Origin of the sequence: Paenibacillus woosongensis (genome assembly GCF_009725165.1) — a bacterium.
GTDB lineage: Bacteria > Bacillota > Bacilli > Paenibacillales > Paenibacillaceae > Fontibacillus > Fontibacillus woosongensis.
In genome coordinates this window covers 81120-99775 of the sequence record NZ_WNZW01000006.1, presented here as the reverse complement: position 1 = coordinate 99775, position 18656 = coordinate 81120, and the positions used below count along the sequence as shown (strand labels likewise).

At 46.8% G+C, this 18656-nt stretch carries 19 protein-coding genes; 8 read left to right on the top strand and 11 right to left on the bottom strand.

Translation table 11 applies throughout. From position 1 onward, the window contains the following. Positions 1–49 precede the first annotated feature (49 nt). Together GNP95_RS15760 and GNP95_RS15755 are read right to left on the bottom strand one after the other, a co-directional pair. On the bottom strand, positions 50–1243 hold the full coding sequence (locus GNP95_RS15760) for an MFS transporter (RefSeq protein WP_155611824.1): 1194 nt from the start codon (positions 1241–1243) through the stop codon (positions 50–52). A gap of 52 nt (positions 1244–1295) precedes the next feature. After that, positions 1296–1712, bottom strand: coding sequence for a MarR family winged helix-turn-helix transcriptional regulator (locus tag GNP95_RS15755; protein WP_155611823.1), 417 nt, complete (start codon positions 1710–1712; stop codon positions 1296–1298). 143 nt (positions 1713–1855) lie between these two features. Here GNP95_RS15755 and GNP95_RS15750 point away from each other — a divergent pair, with 143 nt between their 5' ends. The 4 genes from GNP95_RS15750 (at position 1856) to GNP95_RS15735 (ending at position 4670) form a co-directional block, all read left to right on the top strand. Continuing rightward, on the top strand, positions 1856–2014 hold the full coding sequence (locus GNP95_RS15750; RefSeq protein WP_019635287.1) for a hypothetical protein: 159 nt from the start codon (positions 1856–1858) through the stop codon (positions 2012–2014). A gap of 118 nt (positions 2015–2132) precedes the next feature. Next, the gene (locus GNP95_RS15745) at positions 2133–2414 is read left to right on the top strand and encodes a DUF2642 domain-containing protein (RefSeq protein WP_373871011.1); all 282 of its coding nucleotides are present in this window, start codon (positions 2133–2135) and stop codon (positions 2412–2414) included. Positions 2415–2578: 164 nt separating this feature from the next. Beyond that, positions 2579–2908 carry an ArsR/SmtB family transcription factor gene (locus GNP95_RS15740; protein WP_155611822.1) on the top strand — a complete coding sequence of 110 codons (330 nt, stop codon included), beginning with the start codon at positions 2579–2581 and terminating at the stop codon, positions 2906–2908. 25 nt (positions 2909–2933) lie between these two features. Next, positions 2934–4670, top strand: a complete 1737-nt coding sequence (locus tag GNP95_RS15735) for a SulP family inorganic anion transporter (RefSeq protein WP_155611821.1) — start codon at positions 2934–2936, stop codon at positions 4668–4670. 52 nt (positions 4671–4722) lie between these two features. Here the strand turns inward: GNP95_RS15735 and GNP95_RS15730 are convergent, their stop codons facing one another. Genes GNP95_RS15730 through GNP95_RS15720 form a run of 3 tightly spaced genes read right to left on the bottom strand, consistent with a single transcriptional unit; the run spans position 4723 to position 7707 of the window. Beyond that, complete coding sequence (locus GNP95_RS15730; protein ID WP_330163469.1) at positions 4723–5481, bottom strand: SDR family oxidoreductase; 759 nt, start codon at positions 5479–5481, stop codon at positions 4723–4725. Between the two features lie 58 nt (positions 5482–5539). Further along, entirely contained in the window at positions 5540–7192 is a 1653-nt protein-coding gene (locus tag GNP95_RS15725) for a DUF4179 domain-containing protein (RefSeq protein ID WP_155611819.1), read from the bottom strand. Further along, the gene (locus GNP95_RS15720) at positions 7165–7707 is read right to left on the bottom strand and encodes an RNA polymerase sigma factor (protein ID WP_330163468.1); all 543 of its coding nucleotides are present in this window, start codon (positions 7705–7707) and stop codon (positions 7165–7167) included. The genes GNP95_RS15725 and GNP95_RS15720 overlap by 28 nt, the downstream gene beginning before the upstream one ends. Before the next feature lie 194 nt (positions 7708–7901). Between GNP95_RS15720 and GNP95_RS26250 the strand changes: the two genes are divergently transcribed. After that, the gene (locus GNP95_RS26250) at positions 7902–8426 is read left to right on the top strand and encodes a coiled-coil domain-containing protein (RefSeq protein WP_230873859.1); all 525 of its coding nucleotides are present in this window, start codon (positions 7902–7904) and stop codon (positions 8424–8426) included. 145 nt (positions 8427–8571) lie between these two features. On the opposite strand, the gene GNP95_RS15710 is transcribed toward GNP95_RS26250, so the two are convergent. The 5 genes from GNP95_RS15710 to GNP95_RS15690 all read right to left on the bottom strand — a co-directional run bounded on the left by GNP95_RS15710 (position 8572) and on the right by GNP95_RS15690 (position 15456). Continuing rightward, the gene (locus GNP95_RS15710) at positions 8572–10269 is read right to left on the bottom strand and encodes a cellulase family glycosylhydrolase (RefSeq protein WP_155611818.1); all 1698 of its coding nucleotides are present in this window, start codon (positions 10267–10269) and stop codon (positions 8572–8574) included. Between the two features lie 202 nt (positions 10270–10471). Then, a complete protein-coding gene (locus tag GNP95_RS15705) occupies positions 10472–11941 on the bottom strand; it encodes a chitinase (protein WP_155611817.1) in 1470 nt (489 codons plus the stop codon). A 622-nt stretch (positions 11942–12563) separates the two neighbouring features. Next, positions 12564–13241 carry a metal-dependent hydrolase gene (locus tag GNP95_RS15700; protein WP_230873858.1) on the bottom strand — a complete coding sequence of 226 codons (678 nt, stop codon included), beginning with the start codon at positions 13239–13241 and terminating at the stop codon, positions 12564–12566. A 285-nt stretch (positions 13242–13526) separates the two neighbouring features. After that, the gene (locus GNP95_RS15695; protein ID WP_196427204.1) at positions 13527–14306 is read right to left on the bottom strand and encodes a copper amine oxidase N-terminal domain-containing protein; all 780 of its coding nucleotides are present in this window, start codon (positions 14304–14306) and stop codon (positions 13527–13529) included. A gap of 130 nt (positions 14307–14436) precedes the next feature. Then, positions 14437–15456, bottom strand: coding sequence for an alpha/beta fold hydrolase (locus GNP95_RS15690; RefSeq protein WP_155611815.1), 1020 nt, complete (start codon positions 15454–15456; stop codon positions 14437–14439). 135 nt (positions 15457–15591) lie between these two features. Here GNP95_RS15690 and GNP95_RS15685 point away from each other — a divergent pair, with 135 nt between their 5' ends. After that, positions 15592–16491, top strand: coding sequence for a LysR family transcriptional regulator (locus GNP95_RS15685; protein WP_155611814.1), 900 nt, complete (start codon positions 15592–15594; stop codon positions 16489–16491). Positions 16492–16780: 289 nt separating this feature from the next. Here the strand turns inward: GNP95_RS15685 and GNP95_RS26245 are convergent, their stop codons facing one another. After that, positions 16781–16900, bottom strand: a complete 120-nt coding sequence (locus GNP95_RS26245) for a putative holin-like toxin (protein WP_230873857.1) — start codon at positions 16898–16900, stop codon at positions 16781–16783. A gap of 590 nt (positions 16901–17490) precedes the next feature. Here GNP95_RS26245 and GNP95_RS15680 point away from each other — a divergent pair. Together GNP95_RS15680 and GNP95_RS26240 are read left to right on the top strand one after the other, a co-directional pair. After that, positions 17491–17934: a GNAT family N-acetyltransferase gene (locus tag GNP95_RS15680; protein ID WP_155611813.1), complete on the top strand. Its 444-nt coding sequence runs from the start codon at positions 17491–17493 to the stop codon at positions 17932–17934. Positions 17935–18047: 113 nt separating this feature from the next. Then, positions 18048–18164 carry a YjcZ family sporulation protein gene (locus GNP95_RS26240; protein ID WP_230873856.1) on the top strand — a complete coding sequence of 39 codons (117 nt, stop codon included), beginning with the start codon at positions 18048–18050 and terminating at the stop codon, positions 18162–18164. Positions 18165–18656 lie beyond the last annotated feature (492 nt).

The window sequence follows — 18656 nt, the reverse complement described above, 5'->3', positions numbered from 1 at the left end:
AAGCCAAAGCTTTGAATCTGGGAGGCTGCTATTCTGGTGCTGCGCGCACCTATGTGGATGTCTCGCCCGCCTGCTCTTTGCCCTGTCTCCGGTGATGCAGCGCATAGTACAGCAAGGTGGTAAAAGCGACCACCATCGCACCGACGAAATACATCGTGCCGTAGCTGGTCATCGCGGCTACCACGCCAAGGACATAGGACCCCACGCCATAGCCTGCGTCAAAAAAGACAAAGTAGGTGCTAGTAGCCAGCCCGCTGCGCTGAATCGGCGCCGACTTGATCGCGACCGCCTGAAAGCTGGGCAGCAAAGCGCCGTACCCGAGACCGATTACACCGCCAGCCGCAAGGAAGGCAAAGGTGCTATCGGCCTGACTGAGCCAGATCATGCCGACAACGAAGAAGAGCAGGCCTGGATACACCAGCACATGCTCGCCTCTGCGGTCGAACAATCTCCCGGTGAATGGCCGGGAAATGAGAATAAGGGCGGCGAAGACGATGAAGAAGTAGCTGGCGAACGGCTCCATCCCCAGGCTTTTGGCATAAACCGAAATGAATGTAGAAATCGCGCCGTAGGAGAAAGCGAGCATAAAGCCGGAAATGGAAATCGGAATCGCCTTCGTCTCGATGAAGTTGCTCCAATGCCAGGATGAGGCAGCGCCAGACTTCTTGGGCTCCGGCTCGCCAGGAATTTGCAGCAGCAGGCCGCAGGCCAAAGAGAGCGCCGAGAATATAAGACACATGATGAATAGCACGGGGAAACTAAAGTGGGTAATGATGGTCAGTCCAAGAAACGGCCCAAAGACCATCGCCAGACTCATGAAGAGCGTAAAGTAGCCGATCCCCTCTCCTTTGCGCTTCTCCGGGATAAGCTTGATCGCGATCGCCGAGGTGGTCGTCGCCGCAACGCCGAAGGCCGCCCCGTGAATGACGCGCAGAACGAGCAGCGGTGCAAAGCCGTGCACAATCAAATACAGGGCGCTGCAGACCGCGAACAGAATGAGTGAGACATTCATGATTTTGCGGTTGTCCAGCTCATTCAGCCACTTGCCGGCTAAGGGCCGGAAGATGACCGCCGCGATAACGAACACTGTCGTTACGAGTCCGATTCCCTTCTGGCTGCCATGCAGCGATTCCAGCACAAAGGTCGGCAGTGTTACCGCCAAAATATAAAAGGTCATAAACACAAAAAAACTGCTGAAGCAAATCAGCAAAAAGTTCTTATTCCATAAGCTGGTTTCTCTCAAATCCTATTCCTGCTTTCTATGTTTAATTTGGGGGATAGACGCTCCGCAGGGGCTATAGACGTTCATTTATTTTTTGAAAAACCTGGCGCAGCAGCGCAAGCTCTTCCTCGGTCAAATCCTTTAAGTACGACTGCGTAAATTCTGTCTCGATCGGCAGAAGCCTCTGACTTAAGCTTCTGCCGCTCTCTGTGACATGGATCAGATAGGATCGCCGATCCTCCTTGTTGGCTCCTCTGCGTATGAATTCTTTCCTCTCCAATTGGTCAAGAATACGAGTGACGTTGGTTGGGTCTTTCTCGGTGCGCCGGGACAGCTCTGCTTGCGTGATGCCTTCTTCCTCCGTCAGTGTTTGCAGCACGCCCCACTGCTCGGATGTGATGCCAAATTCATGGAATCTTTGGGTTAAATGCTGGGTGATTTTACGTCCGGTGTTCGTAATGATATAGCCAAGGGAATCCTTGATCCGCAACGCTGAACGCCTCCTCGCGCGATGATTATATGTATAACAATTATAGATATAGCAACTATATATTGTCAATCCTATGCATAATTTGCATCTGGACGAATCAGAATAACGTTGTCTTTCCAACTGAATCCAAAGGAGTGTTATGCATGCGTGAAGGTTTGATTCCTACTGTTCTTGGAGCCGTAGTATCCGCTTCTGCCGCCTCACTGCTTCGGAGCAAGTATAAGCTTGCCGCCACCGGCGCTCTTGGCTTTGGCCTGGCGCACATCGTGCTCGGAGCCATCGACCTCGTCGAGCATCGGTAGCTGATCAGGAAAGATCGCCCGGGGAGTAAACCTTCCCGGGTTTTAGTTTCGCTCCTTTCGATAGGCTACCGCCCATACGGCGAACTAGTCATTCGCATAGAATGCCGTATCATTTGAAATGGGAGTGAATCACTTGAATCATTATTATCCAATGCATCATCATCATCACATGTCTCATCATGGAGGCCACGGCCATCATCCTCTGGCGGTAACTCTTGTCGACCCGTGCGTGGTCGATGCGCTAAGAGCCAATGTCGGCAACTATGTGGTGCTGGAGACGACTCGCGGAGGAATCGACGGCTGTATCGCCGACGTCAAGCCAGATCATGTGGTGTTGGATGCACGCGGCAAGAAATTTTTGGTTCGCATCTGCGAAATCGTCTGGATCATGCCTAAATAACGAAGGAGATAAAGGGATACTAGGAAAGCTGCGGCCTTCGCAGCTTTCTTTGTTTTGTACATACGTCATTTACAAACGGCGTTTGTCATGCTATCATGGGATTTGATTTAAATATTCAAAATTTCAGATATATGAATATATAAAACCAAGGAGATTTTTTCGTTATGGACAAAGGCATACAGCAATTTAAGGCCGATTTTTTCAAAGCGCTTGCTCATCCGATGAGAATCCGCATCTTGGAAATATTAAGCCAAGGAGAACGCAATGTGAACGAGCTTCAGACGATGCTGGAATCGGAGGGCTCGGCGGTATCCCAGCAATTAGCCGTGCTTCGCGCCAAGAACCTGGTCAATACCGTCAAGGAAGGTACAACCGTGATTTACTCGCTTCGTGATCCATTGATCAGCGACCTGCTCGCGGTAGCCAGACAAATTTTCAACAACCATTTAGTAGAATCCATATCTCTGCTGGAGGATATCAATAAACAAATTTAACGATTAGAAAAGAAGGTTATACAAAATGAAATGGGTAGGACGATTTAGTGGTTACTCTGCACATGCGTTCCGCAAGGATTTAGTGTCGGGCTGTATCGTCGGGATTGTCGCCATTCCTTTAGGGATGGCTTTTGCCATTGCTTCGGGAGTAAGACCCGAGTATGGGCTGTACACAACGATCATTGCGGGGATTCTAATCTCTCTGCTCGGCGGATCTAAATTCCAAATCGGCGGACCGACCGGAGCGTTTATTCCGGTTCTGCTCGCGGTCGTGATGCAGTACGGGTACGAAAACCTGCTGGTTGCCGGATTTCTGGCAGGCGTATTCCTTGTGCTGATGGGGCTCCTTCGGCTGGGATCGCTCATCAAGTTTATTCCGAAGCCGGTCACCATCGGGTTTACCTCCGGGATTGCCGTCATTATTTTCAGCGGACAAATCGCTAACTTCCTTGGACTTGAGGAGGTGGAGCGCCATGAGTATTTTTTCTATAACATGAAAGAAATATTCCTGCGGATATCCTCTTTGAACCTGTACAGCGTGCTGATTGCCGGCATATGCTTGGCTGCTCTTATTCTAACTCCCAAAATTTTGCCTAAGGTGCCTGGATCTCTCGTGGGCATCATTGCTTCCACTTTGATTGCTGCCTGGCTCTTCCCTGGCAAGTTAACGACAATTGGCGCCGCCTACGGGCCTATTCCTGCAGAATTGCCGAGCTTCGCTCCGCTCGATTTCACCTGGGATCGCATCCTCCTGATGCTGCAGCCCGCTTTGATCATCGCTATGCTGGGGAGCATTGAGTCGCTCTTATCCGCCGTCGTCGCCGATGAAATGACCGGAACCCGCCATAACAGCAACCGGGAATTGATCGGGCAAGGGGTAGCCAATATGGCAGCGCCGCTATTCGGGGGCATCCCTGCTACTGGCGCAATTGCCCGGACAGCAACGAATATCAAGAGTGGTGCAGCTTCCCCGCTATCCGGGGTCATTCATGGTATCGTCGTGCTGCTGATCGTTGTCTTGTTCGCCCCTTACGCTTCCAGCATTCCGCTGGCCAGCATGGCTCCTATATTAATGGTCGTAGCCTGGAACATGAGCGAATACAAGAACTTTACCCATATGCTCAAAATGCGGACAGGGGATTCGCTGATCCTGCTCGTTACTTTTGTACTCACGGTATTTACGACCTTGACAGTCGCAGTTCAAGCCGGATTGGCCCTGGCGGTCATACTATTCTTGAAACGGATGAGCGGCATTGTTGCGGTTAATAAAATGCTGCCTGACCACACCTCGGGCAAAGAGAAGGTGCAGGCTCATATGGTAACCGAAGAGCGGAATTGTCCGCAGCTCGGCATTTATACGATTGAAGGAACGCTTTTCTTCGGGGCCACCCATGTCCTGGAGAATTTGGAGGAGAAGCTGCTCGGTGACCCCGACCTGCGGGTCGTGCTGCTGCGTATGGGCAGAGTCCCCTTCATGGACACCACGGCGGAGGCCAATTTTATCAGCCTGATTCAGCGTCTGATGCAGCGCGGCGTCATCGTTCTCATTTCCGGCATAAAGCCTCAGCCCAAAGAGCTGCTTGTCAAAACCGGCGGTTATGCGCTGATCGGCGATAGCCGATGCTTCGAGCATACCGGAGAGGCGCTGAATTATGCCTTGGAGCATCTGCAATTCCATAAGTGCCTTGGCTGTAAGCAGTTCGCCTTTCGGGAATGCACCACGCTCAGCAGCACCGGCAGCCTGCGCCAGCATATTTCTTGAGCTAAAAGGACAAAGCCTCGGTCGTTTGAACCGAGGCTTTGTTCATATCTCCTTAGTAAGCCGTCCAGCCTGCGTCAGCCGAAACCACCGTACCATTCACGAAGCTGGAATCGTCGGAAGCAAGAAACAAGGCTACCTTGGCAATTTCCTCGGCTTGTCCCGTACGCGGATTGATGGCCATACCGAGCTGCTGCCTTGAAGCTCCAAATTGGTTTATGCCCGTCATCGAAGCGCCGATATTTGTTTCTACTCCACCCGGAGCAATCGCGTTGCAGCGAATCCCTTGCATTGCGTACATGAAGCCCGTATTTTTGGTAAACCCGATGACCGCATGCTTGGAGGCCGTATACGCTACCCCTGCCCGCGCTCCCTGCAGCCCGCCAACCGAAGCCACGTTGACGATGACTCCCTTCTGCTTCTCAAGGAAAACCGGCAGCACCTTACGAGTCGTGCGCATGACGCTAGTTGTGTTTACGGCAAAAATCCGGTCCCACTGCTCGTCTGTTACATCGCCTGCGGGCTCCATATTGTCCATAATTCCCGCATTATTAACCAGTACATCGACCGTTCCATAGGTTTTGACCGTGGTATCGACCAGATTTTGAATATCCTCTTCCACAGCAACATTCGTTTTAATCGCAAAAGCAGTTCCGTCCTGTGAAGTAATTTCTTCGACCGTAGCGTTTGCCCCATCTAAATTCAAATCAGACACGGCCACTTTCGCGCCCTCTTTCGCAAATAGCAACGCGATTTGTTTTCCCATCCCCGATGCTGCCCCGGTTACGATCGCTACTTGATTCTGAAGCTTCACCATCATCCCTCCCGAATGTTCATCCCCTGTTAGATTGCGACTATAGCTGCGGCAATATTCATGATTTCGTTTCGATTAATGGTATTTCTATGTCACGGGCCGAATCAAAATATCGATAAAATCCCGGATTTAGCTCCAAAGTTTCCGATATATTCAGGTTCTCGTACCGTTCAACTTTTGTGCCCGAACTGTTCGGTCCGGAAGGAGCCATTTTAGGGTAGACGTCTTCCCCAGCTACACGCAGCATCGTCTGGCTGATCCCTTTAAAATGCGGATCATCCGATTCCGATTCCACAACAAGGTCTTTGCCATCCATATAGTATGTGAATTTTACATAGAAGTCCTCGACCTTCATCTCCACATACTGCTTTTCTTTGTTAGGCTGATGAAGTTCAACCCAATTTTTGGATTTATCACGTTTTGTAACGACCGGATCCTTAAGAATCAATTTAAGCGAAGCATCTGACCAATCTTTATACCACTCCGGGGAACTGAATTGGTAAACATGCTGATAATTGTTCGGCCCATCTCCTAGAAGGTAAAAGACGCCCTCAATCTCTTTGCCGTCTACCTCAAGCCGAACCGTGTCATACCAAACAGAGCCCTCCTTCATGCGTTCCATCGACTGGTCTTCCAGGTAGGCGATTCTGATTTCCAGCGGTGTAATTATCAGCTTCTGCAAGGCTTTTCCCGTTATGTGCTCAAACTCAGCGTTATTGAGGAGCTTGCGGGACAAAAGGACCTCCGCCGCCTTCTTGCCATCCGCTTCAAAATCAATTTGCCAGCTGCCCTTGACTCGGCTTACCTCGCGCAGATAGCTGAAATCGAACTCCGCTTCTGTCCATTCCTGCTCAGAAAGCTCAAACTCCTGCTGGATCAGTAATCCAGAACCTTCATGCGGAAGAATCGTCCGTACGCCCTGGTCAGTTCCTCCCTTGTTTGTTTTTAGAATCAGATGTGGATCCCAGTGCTCCGCGTTCGCTTCAGTAGTCTTAACATTATAGCGGACAATGAATTGTCCCTTCGATCGCTGCACTGATTCGATGTCGAGATTTGGATAGCGGCTGGTGTCCGTAAGAATTGTCTGTCCCGTCTGAGGGATGGATTTTAGAGGAACCTCTGCATATTGATAAAAGACGAGGTTCTCAGCAGATAACACATATTGTTTTCGTCCTTTTAGCTCATTCGGCGCTTCATAAATGCCAAGCAGCTTGCCGCTTTGTTCATCATATTGGAGATAGCCCTGCAGCAGCACACTTTTCCCGGAAGCGTCAGTAATTTTAATATGTTCAAATTCAATAGCATCGAATACCGTACCAGTTGGATCTGGATCCATCGAAACAAGAAGCTTCATTTTTTTATCGTCCGCCACGACGCCATGAAGTCCCATGGTTACCCCTTCGCTAAGCGCCTGCTTGTCATATTGCTGGCCATACCCCTGGTTTAAAGCTGCCGTTATGCTTTTCCCGCCGCTTAAACCGTCCCAATTGAGCGCCACGCTTGCAAACACGGGCACCCCGATGATCAGAAAACAACTAGCCATGACGGCTGCAGAAATCCATCGCTTCCTTGATTTCCCCAAGCTATTCGGCGTTTGCTCCAGTTTACGCTTGCTAGCTTCCTGCTCGATCACCGTCCACATCGCATCGTAATTCGGCCGCGGTTCTTCCTGCAAATACTGCTTTATTTGGCGTTCACGGAATTGCTCCATTCCAAATCCTCTCCTTTTTTCTTTTGCTTTTCAATCGGCCCCAGCTTGTTTCGCAGCAATCCCAATCCTCGATTGAGTCTGGATTTGACGGTTCCTTCCGGGATCTCGATCACCTTGGAGATTTCCGGGACCGTCAGCTCATTGGCAAAACGCAGAATGACGACGATTCGGATTTTATCCGGTAGACTGCTGATCAACCCATGGAAGGCTGTCCTTGTTTCCCGTCGATCATAGCTCTCTTCCACCGAATTGGAGATTTGTGGACGGGAGAGCAGATGTACTAGCGTTTCTTTTGCCCAGCCTTTCCTGCGTCTTCTTAGCAGGCTATTGCATTCGTTTGTGGCTATTCTGAGGAGCCATGGCCTAAGTTCGCGAATTTGCGACCTGTCCGCCAATATCGCTTTCACGAAAACTTCCTGGCAAACATCCTCAGCATCCCCGCGATTTTGCAGCATGTAGTAGCAGAGACGATACACTTGCTCCTTGTAAGCCTCAAACAGCTCGCGGTCATTCACCTTCACACACCTCCTTGCTTCGCTTTCGATAACTATGACTGTTATGAAACCCAAATCGTTCATTTTATTTGATTTCATTTTTCAAATATTTTGAAATATCCTGCCCACCAAAAATATAGTATAATGGTCTAGAAACAAATGTTCTCTATTTTTTCTGAAAAGATGGGGATAAAAAATTAGTGAGGTGCGAGCTCATGATTGACCAGAAGCTAGATCTCATCTTAGTTGAACTTAAGGAAATCAAAGCAGTACAAGCCAGCCAAGGCGAGCAGCTAAATAGCCAAAGCAAGCAACTAAATAGCCAAAGCGAGCAGCTAAATAGCCAAAGCGAGCAGCTAAATAGCCAAAACAAGCAACTAAGTAACCACCACCAGCAATTCAAAGAGATCAATAAACAGCTCAAGGAAATTCGAGGAAAGCTTAATGAGCACGACCAAGAATTCAAAGAAATCCGAGGACAGTTACAAAGCCACAATGAGCAGCTAAACAGTCATGGCGAGCACATTCAACAATTAATTCATATCGTTGCTGCCACAAATACAAAGGTAGAAGAACTAACGGACCACATGAATCAAGTCCGTGAGGATATATCTGTACTTAAAACTAATCAGCAAACCGTTCTCCAAACCCAGCAGGAGCATGAGAAATTGCTCGAAAGATTGTCCATCCGCTCCGTTTCACATGAAGCCGATATTGCTGAACTGAGACGAGCTAAATAAATTGCTGATGATTCGTTTATACTTCCTAAACGCATAAAGCCCCGGCCAGCTGGCCGGGGCTTTATTCTGTTTATTCGGAGCAATTGCTTTCAACTAAGGCAATACCAAATTAGGCAGTATATCGGTCCTTTTTTGCCAAACTCGCTTATGAAGCCGTACCCGTCACCGTCGTACCACTCTTTTTAATCGTGTAGTTGATGATCTCCCCGCTCCAGAAGTGGAACTTGAGCGTGACTGTGGCATCGTTCACTTCATTAAAGAACGCCTGCTGCAGTTTGATTTTCCCCTCGCTGTAGGCGGGGCTGAACGTCGTTTCGAATTCCTTAAAGGAAGTCCAGTTATGCGGACCGGCATTGCCGCCATTTACATAGACCGCTTCCATCGTAGCAAGCTGATCCCCGTTGAAAGCCGTTGGAATCGCAAAGGAAGATGTAGTGCCCGTCGTACTGCTAAGCTTAGGCGTATTGTACAGGACTACGTTCAACTTCCAATCGGCGCCTCTATTGAATTTAGCCACGATCGTCGCGTTGACCCCCAATTTCCCTGAGGAGGTCAGCTTTGTCAACTGGCTCGCTTTAATAGTTAATGTGCTTCCGTTTAAAATGTAATCAGTGCCTGATTTCAGTGTCGTTCCATTTACAGAAAGGGAAGTTAGCGTATTCCCGTTAAGATTAAGCTGAACCGAAGTATCTTTTATCGCCGTGCCCTGCTTGACATGGATCAGGTCGCTGGAAGCCGTGGATGAACGTCCGGTCCAACTGGCCTTGATCATATTGAATAAATCCGGGTCAGACCACTTGAAGCTCGTGCGGTTGAAGTGCTGTCCGTTATCCCACAGCATAGTGGAAATGCTTTTTTGCTTCACATACTGGGCAAAGAACTCGAAAAATTTCAATTTCTCACCCTGTTCAATGACGCCGGTATTCTTATCGAATCCAAGCAGGCCATATTCGCCGACTACCACCGGGATTCCCTTTGCTACAAATGTGTTATACACGTTATCGAAGGTCGTTGTAATATCATTTTGCGTCTCCGCATCAAATTTCGTATATCCTGCGATATTTACGCTAAACGGCCAGAATCCATAAAAATGAACGGTTGCGATCAGATTCTTGTCGTTCAGTTTGGTGATCGTATTATAAAGCGCCGTCATTCTCTCTTGGGTTGGAGAAGCCTCCAACGTAGAAAGAACTAGCGGGCGAGTCGCGTTCTGGCCGCCGGAATTTCTGACGATGTTGAAAAAGGATACGTTCAGCTCGTCCAGCATTTTTTGCTGCTTGGCTTCATCCGTAGTTCCGCCATCCGTGAAGCGAGGCTCGTTCACACTCTCGAACATCAGCTTGTTCGGGCTGCTCTTGAACTTATCGGCAATTTGCCGCCAAATGGCATTATACCGGGCCAGCACTTGATCATGCTGCGACTCCATTTTGCTGATCCATAACCAGGAATCATGATGGACATTAATCATCACATAGAGGTTCGCATCCAAAGCCCACTGTACGACCTCCTGCACCCGATTGAGGTATGCGGCTTCAATTTGATAATTTGGGGCCGCGCCGATATGGGAATCCCAGGTAACAGGAATCCGTATGCTCTTATAGCCTTGCGCAGCGATGTTCTGAATGAGCTCTTTCGTGATCCGCGGATTGCCCCATGCCGTCTCATCCGCACCGACAGCATCCAGAGAATTGCCAAGGTTCCAGCCAGGCTGCATCGCTTCAACATAGGACTGCATGGCACTTGGTGGAGCCGCTGCTAAAGCGGCATTAGGAACGACGGCTGCCAATAATGCAACAACGATGGCCAACGAAAGAATAACTTTACTGCTTCTACGTTTTTTCATCTGAATTCTCCTTTACTCTTTTTTAAAATTACAAATATTGGTATGAAAGCGAATTCAAATGCTAATTTATCACATTTCCCTTCTAGCTTACACCGTAATAATTAGAGAATAAATCATGTATAAATTAGCGATGTTTACTCGTGCTCTTTCTTGAAATGAACAAAACCCCGGCCGATTGACCGGGGCAAGCTTCTATCTTCAATTAAGGAAGTGTATTCAGAAAAGGTTTGACCGTGTTTGCTAAACTATAATTCGTCGTCGCATCCCAATTGATCGACCATGTCATCGCTCCCCGGATATCCGGGTATTTGGCAACCGGTTTATAGCTTCCGCAGCCATTGCCGGTCGCCAGGCAGTTCAGCGCATTGTTCACGACCGTCGGGGAGACATATCCCCCGCCTGCCGCTGACGGCGTAGCCGGAACGCCGATGCCTAATTGGGAGGGCGCTACCCATTGCAAGGTTAAATCGGAAAGAGCCGTTAAGAAGTCTACTGTGCCTTGCGAGTAACATTTACCGTCGCGCCCCAGCATGCAGCCTGAATTATAATACTGGACATTAATGACGGATGTAATATCTTTCAGATTATTATATAGCTGCATATAAGATGTATTCTGATTTTGCATGTCAATCGTCTGCGGAGCCATCGTCAAAATAAAGTTGCTGCCCACTCTTTGCTGCAGCTGACGAATGGCGCTGGTTAAATTCGCAACATTCATGCCATGCTCCAAATCGATATCCACGCCATCCAGGCCGAATTGAGTAATGATGCCATACATGCTTTCCACAAAATTCGTAACGTTAGGCGAAGCGTTATTCAAATTAATATTGCCCTGCTCACCGCCAATGGATATGATGACCTTCTTCCCTTGCGCGCGTTTTGCCTGGATATCTGCAATCAGATCCGCATTCGAATATCCTCCCAGAGCCGACGACAACGAGGGATTCACACTAAAAGTAACTCCGCCCGGCTTAGAAGGATCCATATCAGCAAACGATAACACAATGATATCGTATTGGCTTGGCACATCTCTTACTCTTAAATTACTAGAGTTATTAATAAAATTATGCCAATACCCTGTCAGAGTATGCTTTGGAAGCTGGCCTCCTCCTCCTCCGCCATTTCCTGCGGCCGTCGTTGCATTTACGGTCGCACTTGCCGGGGAGCGATTTCCGGCTGCATCCTTGGCTACCACCTTAAAGGAATAAGCTGTACTGGCTGCAAGTCCTGTAACCGTAGCTATAGTTCCTGTTACAGAAAGAACCACAGATGATCCTTGATATACATCATATCCGGTTACCCCTACGTTGTCAGAAGATGCCGACCAGGTTAAGGTTACGCTGGATGAAGTGACACCGCTCACCTTCAAATTCGCGGGAGCTGTTGGTGCCGCGGTATCGCCTCCACCTCCGCCGCCTTGAACCAACTGCCATAAAGCAGGCACATTAGGCGGTTCCCACCCTACTAAAGAGGTATGGGACTGAATATTCCGATAGGTACTTCCACCATACGTCACGGTATCGTTGATTGCATAGGACACATTAGGCGCCCAAGCACCACGGTCGGCCGCCGAAGCCGCCAGCGGCAGCAAACTGATCAGCAACGTAAAGACCAGCAACAACGGCAGCACTCTTCTCGGCTTGCCCAGCATGCCAAATAAACCCTTCCTCATCTACTAAACCCCTCCCCATGAAATGATCAGCAAGGTTTCTGTCTCTCCACGCAAAACGGAAACATCACCTCCCTTCATTTGCGTGTCAGCTTTGTTATACCGATAATGATCTCCCCAAAACATTATAACGTTATATACACATAATCTATATGATATGTAAATATTTCTCAATAGATCGGAGGGATTATTTTTACGAATACGCAAATCTGAGAAAAACCCAGAGTCGGCATAAATAGCCCAATTTCTTTAGGTCAAGTATCATGAATCCATTGCCGTCCATAAGATGAACTAATTACTCACCGAAAGGAGAAAAGCAATGAATAAAGAATATTTCAGCGTTCAAGAATCTCAACAAAGAGACCCTCAACCATACTACCCTGGCTCTTGGCATGGACATCATCCCCACTACCATGGCTATACCCATCATGGGCCTCATTTCATACACCATCATCATCATTACCATCATCACTACTACCGTACGGATCGAGCGGGGCAAACTACACGATGATATTTAAACGAAGAGAACAAAACTAAGGCGAGACAGTTACGCCCGGATTTATATGTGAATATATATCCGCAAGCGTTACATTCTCGCCTTTTTTTATATAGAGGGGACCAAGCTTCAGAGGGCAAGCCCATAAATTACCCAGACCACAATGCTGAGTAAATGACACAGTTTAGAAATCATCCGTTCGGCAGCTCCTCCGTTATCGAATAAACGCAGAGCTATTTTAAACTTCGGAACAAATAGGGATCGTATCCCGTCACTCCCAAAAATATCTCCAAATAAATGAGACCACCAGCCCGCAATAAACCCTAGACAACTTGCCATCACCCATCCTGAGTACTGACTGCCAAAGACGAAGAGTCCCAAACTTAGGACGATTGCAAACTCAGGCGAATGAATGATCCAACGGTGTTTTACGAACGGCATGATGAGCAGAGCAATTCCCGCAAAAAGGGCCATCCAGTGCCAGTCGTAAACGAAATACCCCATCAGCATCAAAGTACCGCTAGCGATAAGTATGATCGTCCGGAGCCTTGCCAAGCAGCCAGCCATAATACCGGCGCCAATCCAAATCGCCCCGGCTTGTATGGAGCAGCCTAGCAGAATCCATACGCATCCTATGACTAGGAATATCCCCGACAATGCCCGCATGAGCTTTCTCTTCCCCAATGACAGCTGGAGCTTCTGGCTCGCCGTACTCGTTTTATGATCTAAATCCGGAGCAAGGCCCCCCACGATCGAAGCTGCGCATATCACTCCAGCGAAGCCAATAACCTCCAAAGTGGTACTCATTGGGGAAGCCGTTAGGGCAGCTGCAGAAGTAGCCGATCCCGCAAGTAAGGCTAATGCAGAGTGTCCCTGTTTATTCAATTGTCATCACATCCCTTCCGGCTTGCTGACTGTATCCTGCTGTCGTTGAAATACCGCGGGATTGATAGCACAAACAAGAACGTATGTTTCTATATTAACTCAGACATATCACCTTATTCAAGGTAAAAAAAGACCACCTAGGCTATAACCGAGGTGGTCGCTTATATTTCACCAGCTAATTTGAATTCCTCTTTCAACAGCTTATATCTACCAACTTAAAATAACCCCTCGTCCAGCAGGAGATACGGTTACGTTACCAAGTTTAACTGGTCCTCCAGATTCGCCCTTAAATGCCGTATCAATAGCAGCAGCAATTTTACTAGCATCACCACTGCCGCCTAATTTGATTGCCACCTGTGCAGCCACTGTGAAATTATTCGAATCCCCAGTATCGTGAATAAATAATTTATGGTTACCGTTCCCCTGATTTATAAAAGCTTGACTAATACCATTACCTGCAGCAGTAAAAGAATAATCATCTGCGGAAATCTGTGTACCTAAATCTTCATAAATATCCCTTACCTTCTCGATCCATTTATTCGCAGATTCTGTGGTTGGTTCTACCCTATTTCCTATATAAACTGTTCTTGTGGCTTGTTCCCAGAGAACGTCCTCGCCTAGCGCTTCCCCAATGAAACGTAATGGAACCATTGTGCGATTATTGACTGTTTTGGCTGCTACGTCTAAATTATGTAATTGTTCATTGATTTTAGCTTGTTTTGAACCAATGGTAAGTTGGATCGTTCTATCGCCTTTAAATGCTGTTACTGTTTCTTCTGTCTGGTTCCAATGTACGGTTGCACCCAATGTTTCAAAAATCCCTCTTAGCGGTACTAATGTTCTCCCATTCTGTAAGATTGGCGGTTGATCATATTGTTGCATCTCCCCATGAATAATAACTGTAATTTCCTGCGAATTAGCAAATATTTGATTAGGAAATGCCAGTACACATATAAATATCGATAATAACAATACAATTTTCTTCATCTTGCTTACTCCTCTCCTTCATCCTATTGCTTATCTTACCATGATAAATAGCTCAACCCACTGTTAACCCCTTACTTTTTGTGTGGTTTTAGACTGACCATAGAATCTTCCAATGCTAGTAATGAATGATCTATCCGTTTGCACTAAGCGTGAGCAGGCGTTTCAGGTTGTCATCAATAAATTGATTATCGGCACTGTTGATTCCGCGGCCCGCAAAATGGCCCCAAATCGACTCGATCGGATGAATAACAGCACTAGGCATACGCTTAACCTCGTATTCGTTATCGTCCGCCGTACAGAAAAGATCCGTGCTTCCTGGCATGACACAGGCCAGCGCTTTAATGCTTCTGAGCGCCTTATCGAAATCTCCGTTATAGGCGGGGTTTGCACTGATATCCGCATTTTGCCCTGTCCATAACATGGCTAGTACATTGTGCGGATCCATCTGCATAAAGCTATTTTCCCAGACGCCAGCCATAAAATCTGACAATGAGTCAAATCCCAGCTCACGATAAAGTTCCTCCCTGTAAAACGCCTGAGATACGCCCCATCCCGCATAGACATTGCCAACGGCGCGCATATCTGCAGAAGTCAACTGGTTTATCTTACTCGAATCGAAGCGGACTGCAGCCATGAGCGCAGCTTTCATTCCGTCCAGGACCACATACGTGTGGGGCCAGGTCTTGGCAACTCCAGCGAAAGGTGCAATGCGTTCCACCATGTCGGGATAACTTGCCCCCCATTGGAATGCTTGAATGCCTCCCATCGACCATCCAACAACAAGCGCGATCTTGCGAATGCCAAATTTTTCGGTCACCAGCCGATACTGGAATTGAACGTTGTCATAGATCGTTACCTGCGGAAAATTAGCCCTGTCGAACGGGGGCGGCGTATTCGTAGGAGACGAAGATAAACCGTTGCCCAGCAGATTAGGAACAATAATGAAATATTTTTGCGGATCCAGTGCCATGCCGTTTCCAATCAGCCATTCATTTTGAACATGCGTATCGCCAAAAGCAGTTGGATAGACGATGACATTATCTTTCTGTTCATTCAATCTTCCATAGGTCTTATAAGCAAGAAAAGCGCCCGGCAACGTCACCCCGGATTGCAGCGTTACGTCACCCAAATCAAAAATCTCATAATTCATCGTAGTGTCTCTCCCTTCAAAAAGAAACCATATGTTTTATTCTTGTTGTTAGTATAGTTCTGTGATACTCTCAATAAAATTGAATGAAATTGATAGCACTATTCAATAATATTGAAAGTATAGGGGGATCGTATGATGGAACTGCGCCAACTGATTACGTTCCGCACGGTGGCATCCACTTTAAATTTCAGCCGGGCTGCGGAAGTGCTAAATTACGTCCCCTCCAACGTCACGATGCAAATCAAAGCATTGGAGGATGAGCTTGGGGTTCGTCTCTTTGACCGCTTGGGCAAACAGCTCGTTCTCACAACGGCGGGGAAACGCTTTTTAACACATATCCAAGGGGTCTTAGACAAATTGGACGAAGCCCGCGGTGTCGTTCATGACAATGAAAATTTAACCGGAACCCTTACGGTAAGTGCCAATGAAGTTATTTGCGCCTACCGGCTTCCAGCTGTCTTTCAACGGTTTCGTTCGCAGCATCCGGGAGTTCGTCTCATCTTCCGCTCCGTACCCAATCAAGAGCTCAAACAGACACTCTTTGAGGGAACTGCGGATATAGTCTTTATGTTGGACGAGCCCATCCGTTCGAGCGGACTTGCCGTGGAGCCGCTGGTGGAAGAAACCTTCCGCCTTTTCGCTGCTCCAGACCACCCGCTCGCGAAACGAACTGTGCTGCAGCTGGAGGATTTTCACGGACAAGTGTTCCTGACGAATGAAAAGGGTTGCCCCTATCGAACGATGTTTGACCGGTCATTTGAGAAAGAGGGCATTGATAGCATCACTTATTTAGAGTTTCAAAGTGCCGAAGCTATTAAACAATGTGCTATTTCAGGAATCGGTATTGCCTTTCTTCCAGAAATCGTAGCAAAAGCCGAAGTGGAGCGAGGCGAGCTTGTCGCCCTTCCATGGCAAATTCCTGACCTGCACGTGTATACTCAGATGTCATGGCATAAAGATAAATGGCTTTCACCCATCATCTTATCTTTCATAGAAGCAGCAAGGGAGATTCTAGCTATAGAGGAGGAGGATTAATACGTTTAGAAGGATGCTAGCGAAGGAATTCAACTCCGGTCTACACATTAACCGATGGCTTGCTGGATGAGCGTTCCATGACGTTTGGAATGCCGTGCCTCCTCACTTCGCTTCCAGCCACATAAAATGGAACTCCCAGGTTGAGGTATAATTATGCTTATGCTATGATAAAAATAGTTAAGGAGCCGTGCAGCAACACGGCTCCCCGTACACTTACCGCTTTAAAGAGCGGTCGGCTGTAGGATTTAATGCAATCGAAATAGACCGCAATCCTAATCCCTAGGGCGGTCTATTTCTTTGTGTTTTGATTAATTGCTACAACGATAGCCACAACCAGCGTCAACAGAGCAATAATAAGCCCTCCAAAGCTGATCGTCATCGTCAAAGCATCTTTAATCTCCACAGGCATCACCTCCCTTCCGGGAGACTAGCCGACCGTCCTTTTAAGCCAGTTCCATGTACAAGCTCCATTATACCAAAATATGCTTATATTTACTTAGTTTCAAACGGTCAAAATGTCTATCAATCTAACTATATCGTATAAGCAGAGTAAGAGCCAGGTTCCCTTTCCACGCAAAAAAGCGCAGCCTCCGAAAACCTCGGAAGCCGCGCTATACTTGACTTTAGCAAGATTCTGGTGAAGGGACTCGAACCCCCGACCTACGTATACGAATGCGTTACCGTATGTATTTAAAGGGGTATCTAAGGTATTAGAAGACATAAAATAACGGTTATTATAGAGTTTAGGTTCTACTAAGTTTTATATGGGATCCTAAGTCGGTAGAACATTAATATTCAGTCCAGTAGTCAACCCTTCTGTTGTTGCCCCACCCTTTTAATAATAGAATTGAGTTGGTGTACTGGCGATCTGACCAAAGTATATAATGTTGCTTAGCTTGATCAGAATATCAAATTAGATATCACCAAGCTGTGGTCCAATCATTTGGCATATAAACTTATTAATATAATGTAACAAGCCAAAGGGGAGGATGTATCATCATGATTAGACGGAGTAGAAAAAATGACCAAAAACATATCCATGCCCTTATTCGAACAGAACTGATTCCTTTTTCCCAGAAGACGTTTCCAGATGTTAAATACAATAAGCGTGAAATTAATAAACGTTTAGAGAGAGGGTACACATATGTGTATGCCCGGACTCCCAATGCCCCGCCACAAGGCTTTATCCACTCTGTTATCCTAGACAATACCCATATAGTCGACATGCTTGCCGTAAACAAAAATGCAAGAAAAAGAGGGATTGGCTCAAAATTAATGAACAGGTCCTTGTCTCTAGCCTTAAAAAACAAATGTTCCAAAAGCCACTTATATGTTGATGCAGTTAATTATAAAGCTCAGCAGTTTTATTATAAACAGGGATACCAAATTGAGAAATATGAGCCATTGGTAAACTGCTACCTATTATCGAAAAAAATTGGTTAAAGCTAAGCTTTGCGAGCAACTAAACCGTATTTTTATTTGCAGTAAAAAGTCCAATCTATTCTTAAGATGCGAGCATATCCTAAAGTCAGATTGAAAAGGAGGGAGGAACTAATATGGGATATGCTGCAGGAGCTGGGACTTGCGGTGCTGGTGCTGGAATTTGGACCAGTACAGGAGTTATCCTCGTTTTGTTTATTCTCTTAGTTATTATTAGTCGCGCTTGGATCTAGAGACTAAACCTATAGGTTTTCACTGGATTTGGTAAGAGTCACCCCTGATTAATGTTTAATATAACCTCCATCTCTCTTGAACTGACGTTTAATTAAATACTATATTGCTTTCGAACTTGTCACATCTCTAGATTGAGGCTAAGTGAAATACTTGCTTTACGAAGAGTAGATGTTGATACAAAAAAGACAATAACTACGGTTCATCCATTCATGGAGACTGTTCTTCCTGTCATTCTTTCCAGCTGTGTCAAATTAGGCATACTATGGCGCATGGATGAATAATTAAATAAAACAGGAATTGTATTATGTAATTAATAAAAGGGGCAAGATAGTTAAATTAAATTTAAAAGAAGAAAGCAGCAGATACCTGCTGTTGGAGTGTCAGGAAAGACCCCTGGACTATTTAACACTTCATTCTCCCTAGTTAATGTAATCGTAATATCAATTTGTAAAAAATTATGTTAACATGAATCTGATTTTTACAAATTGATG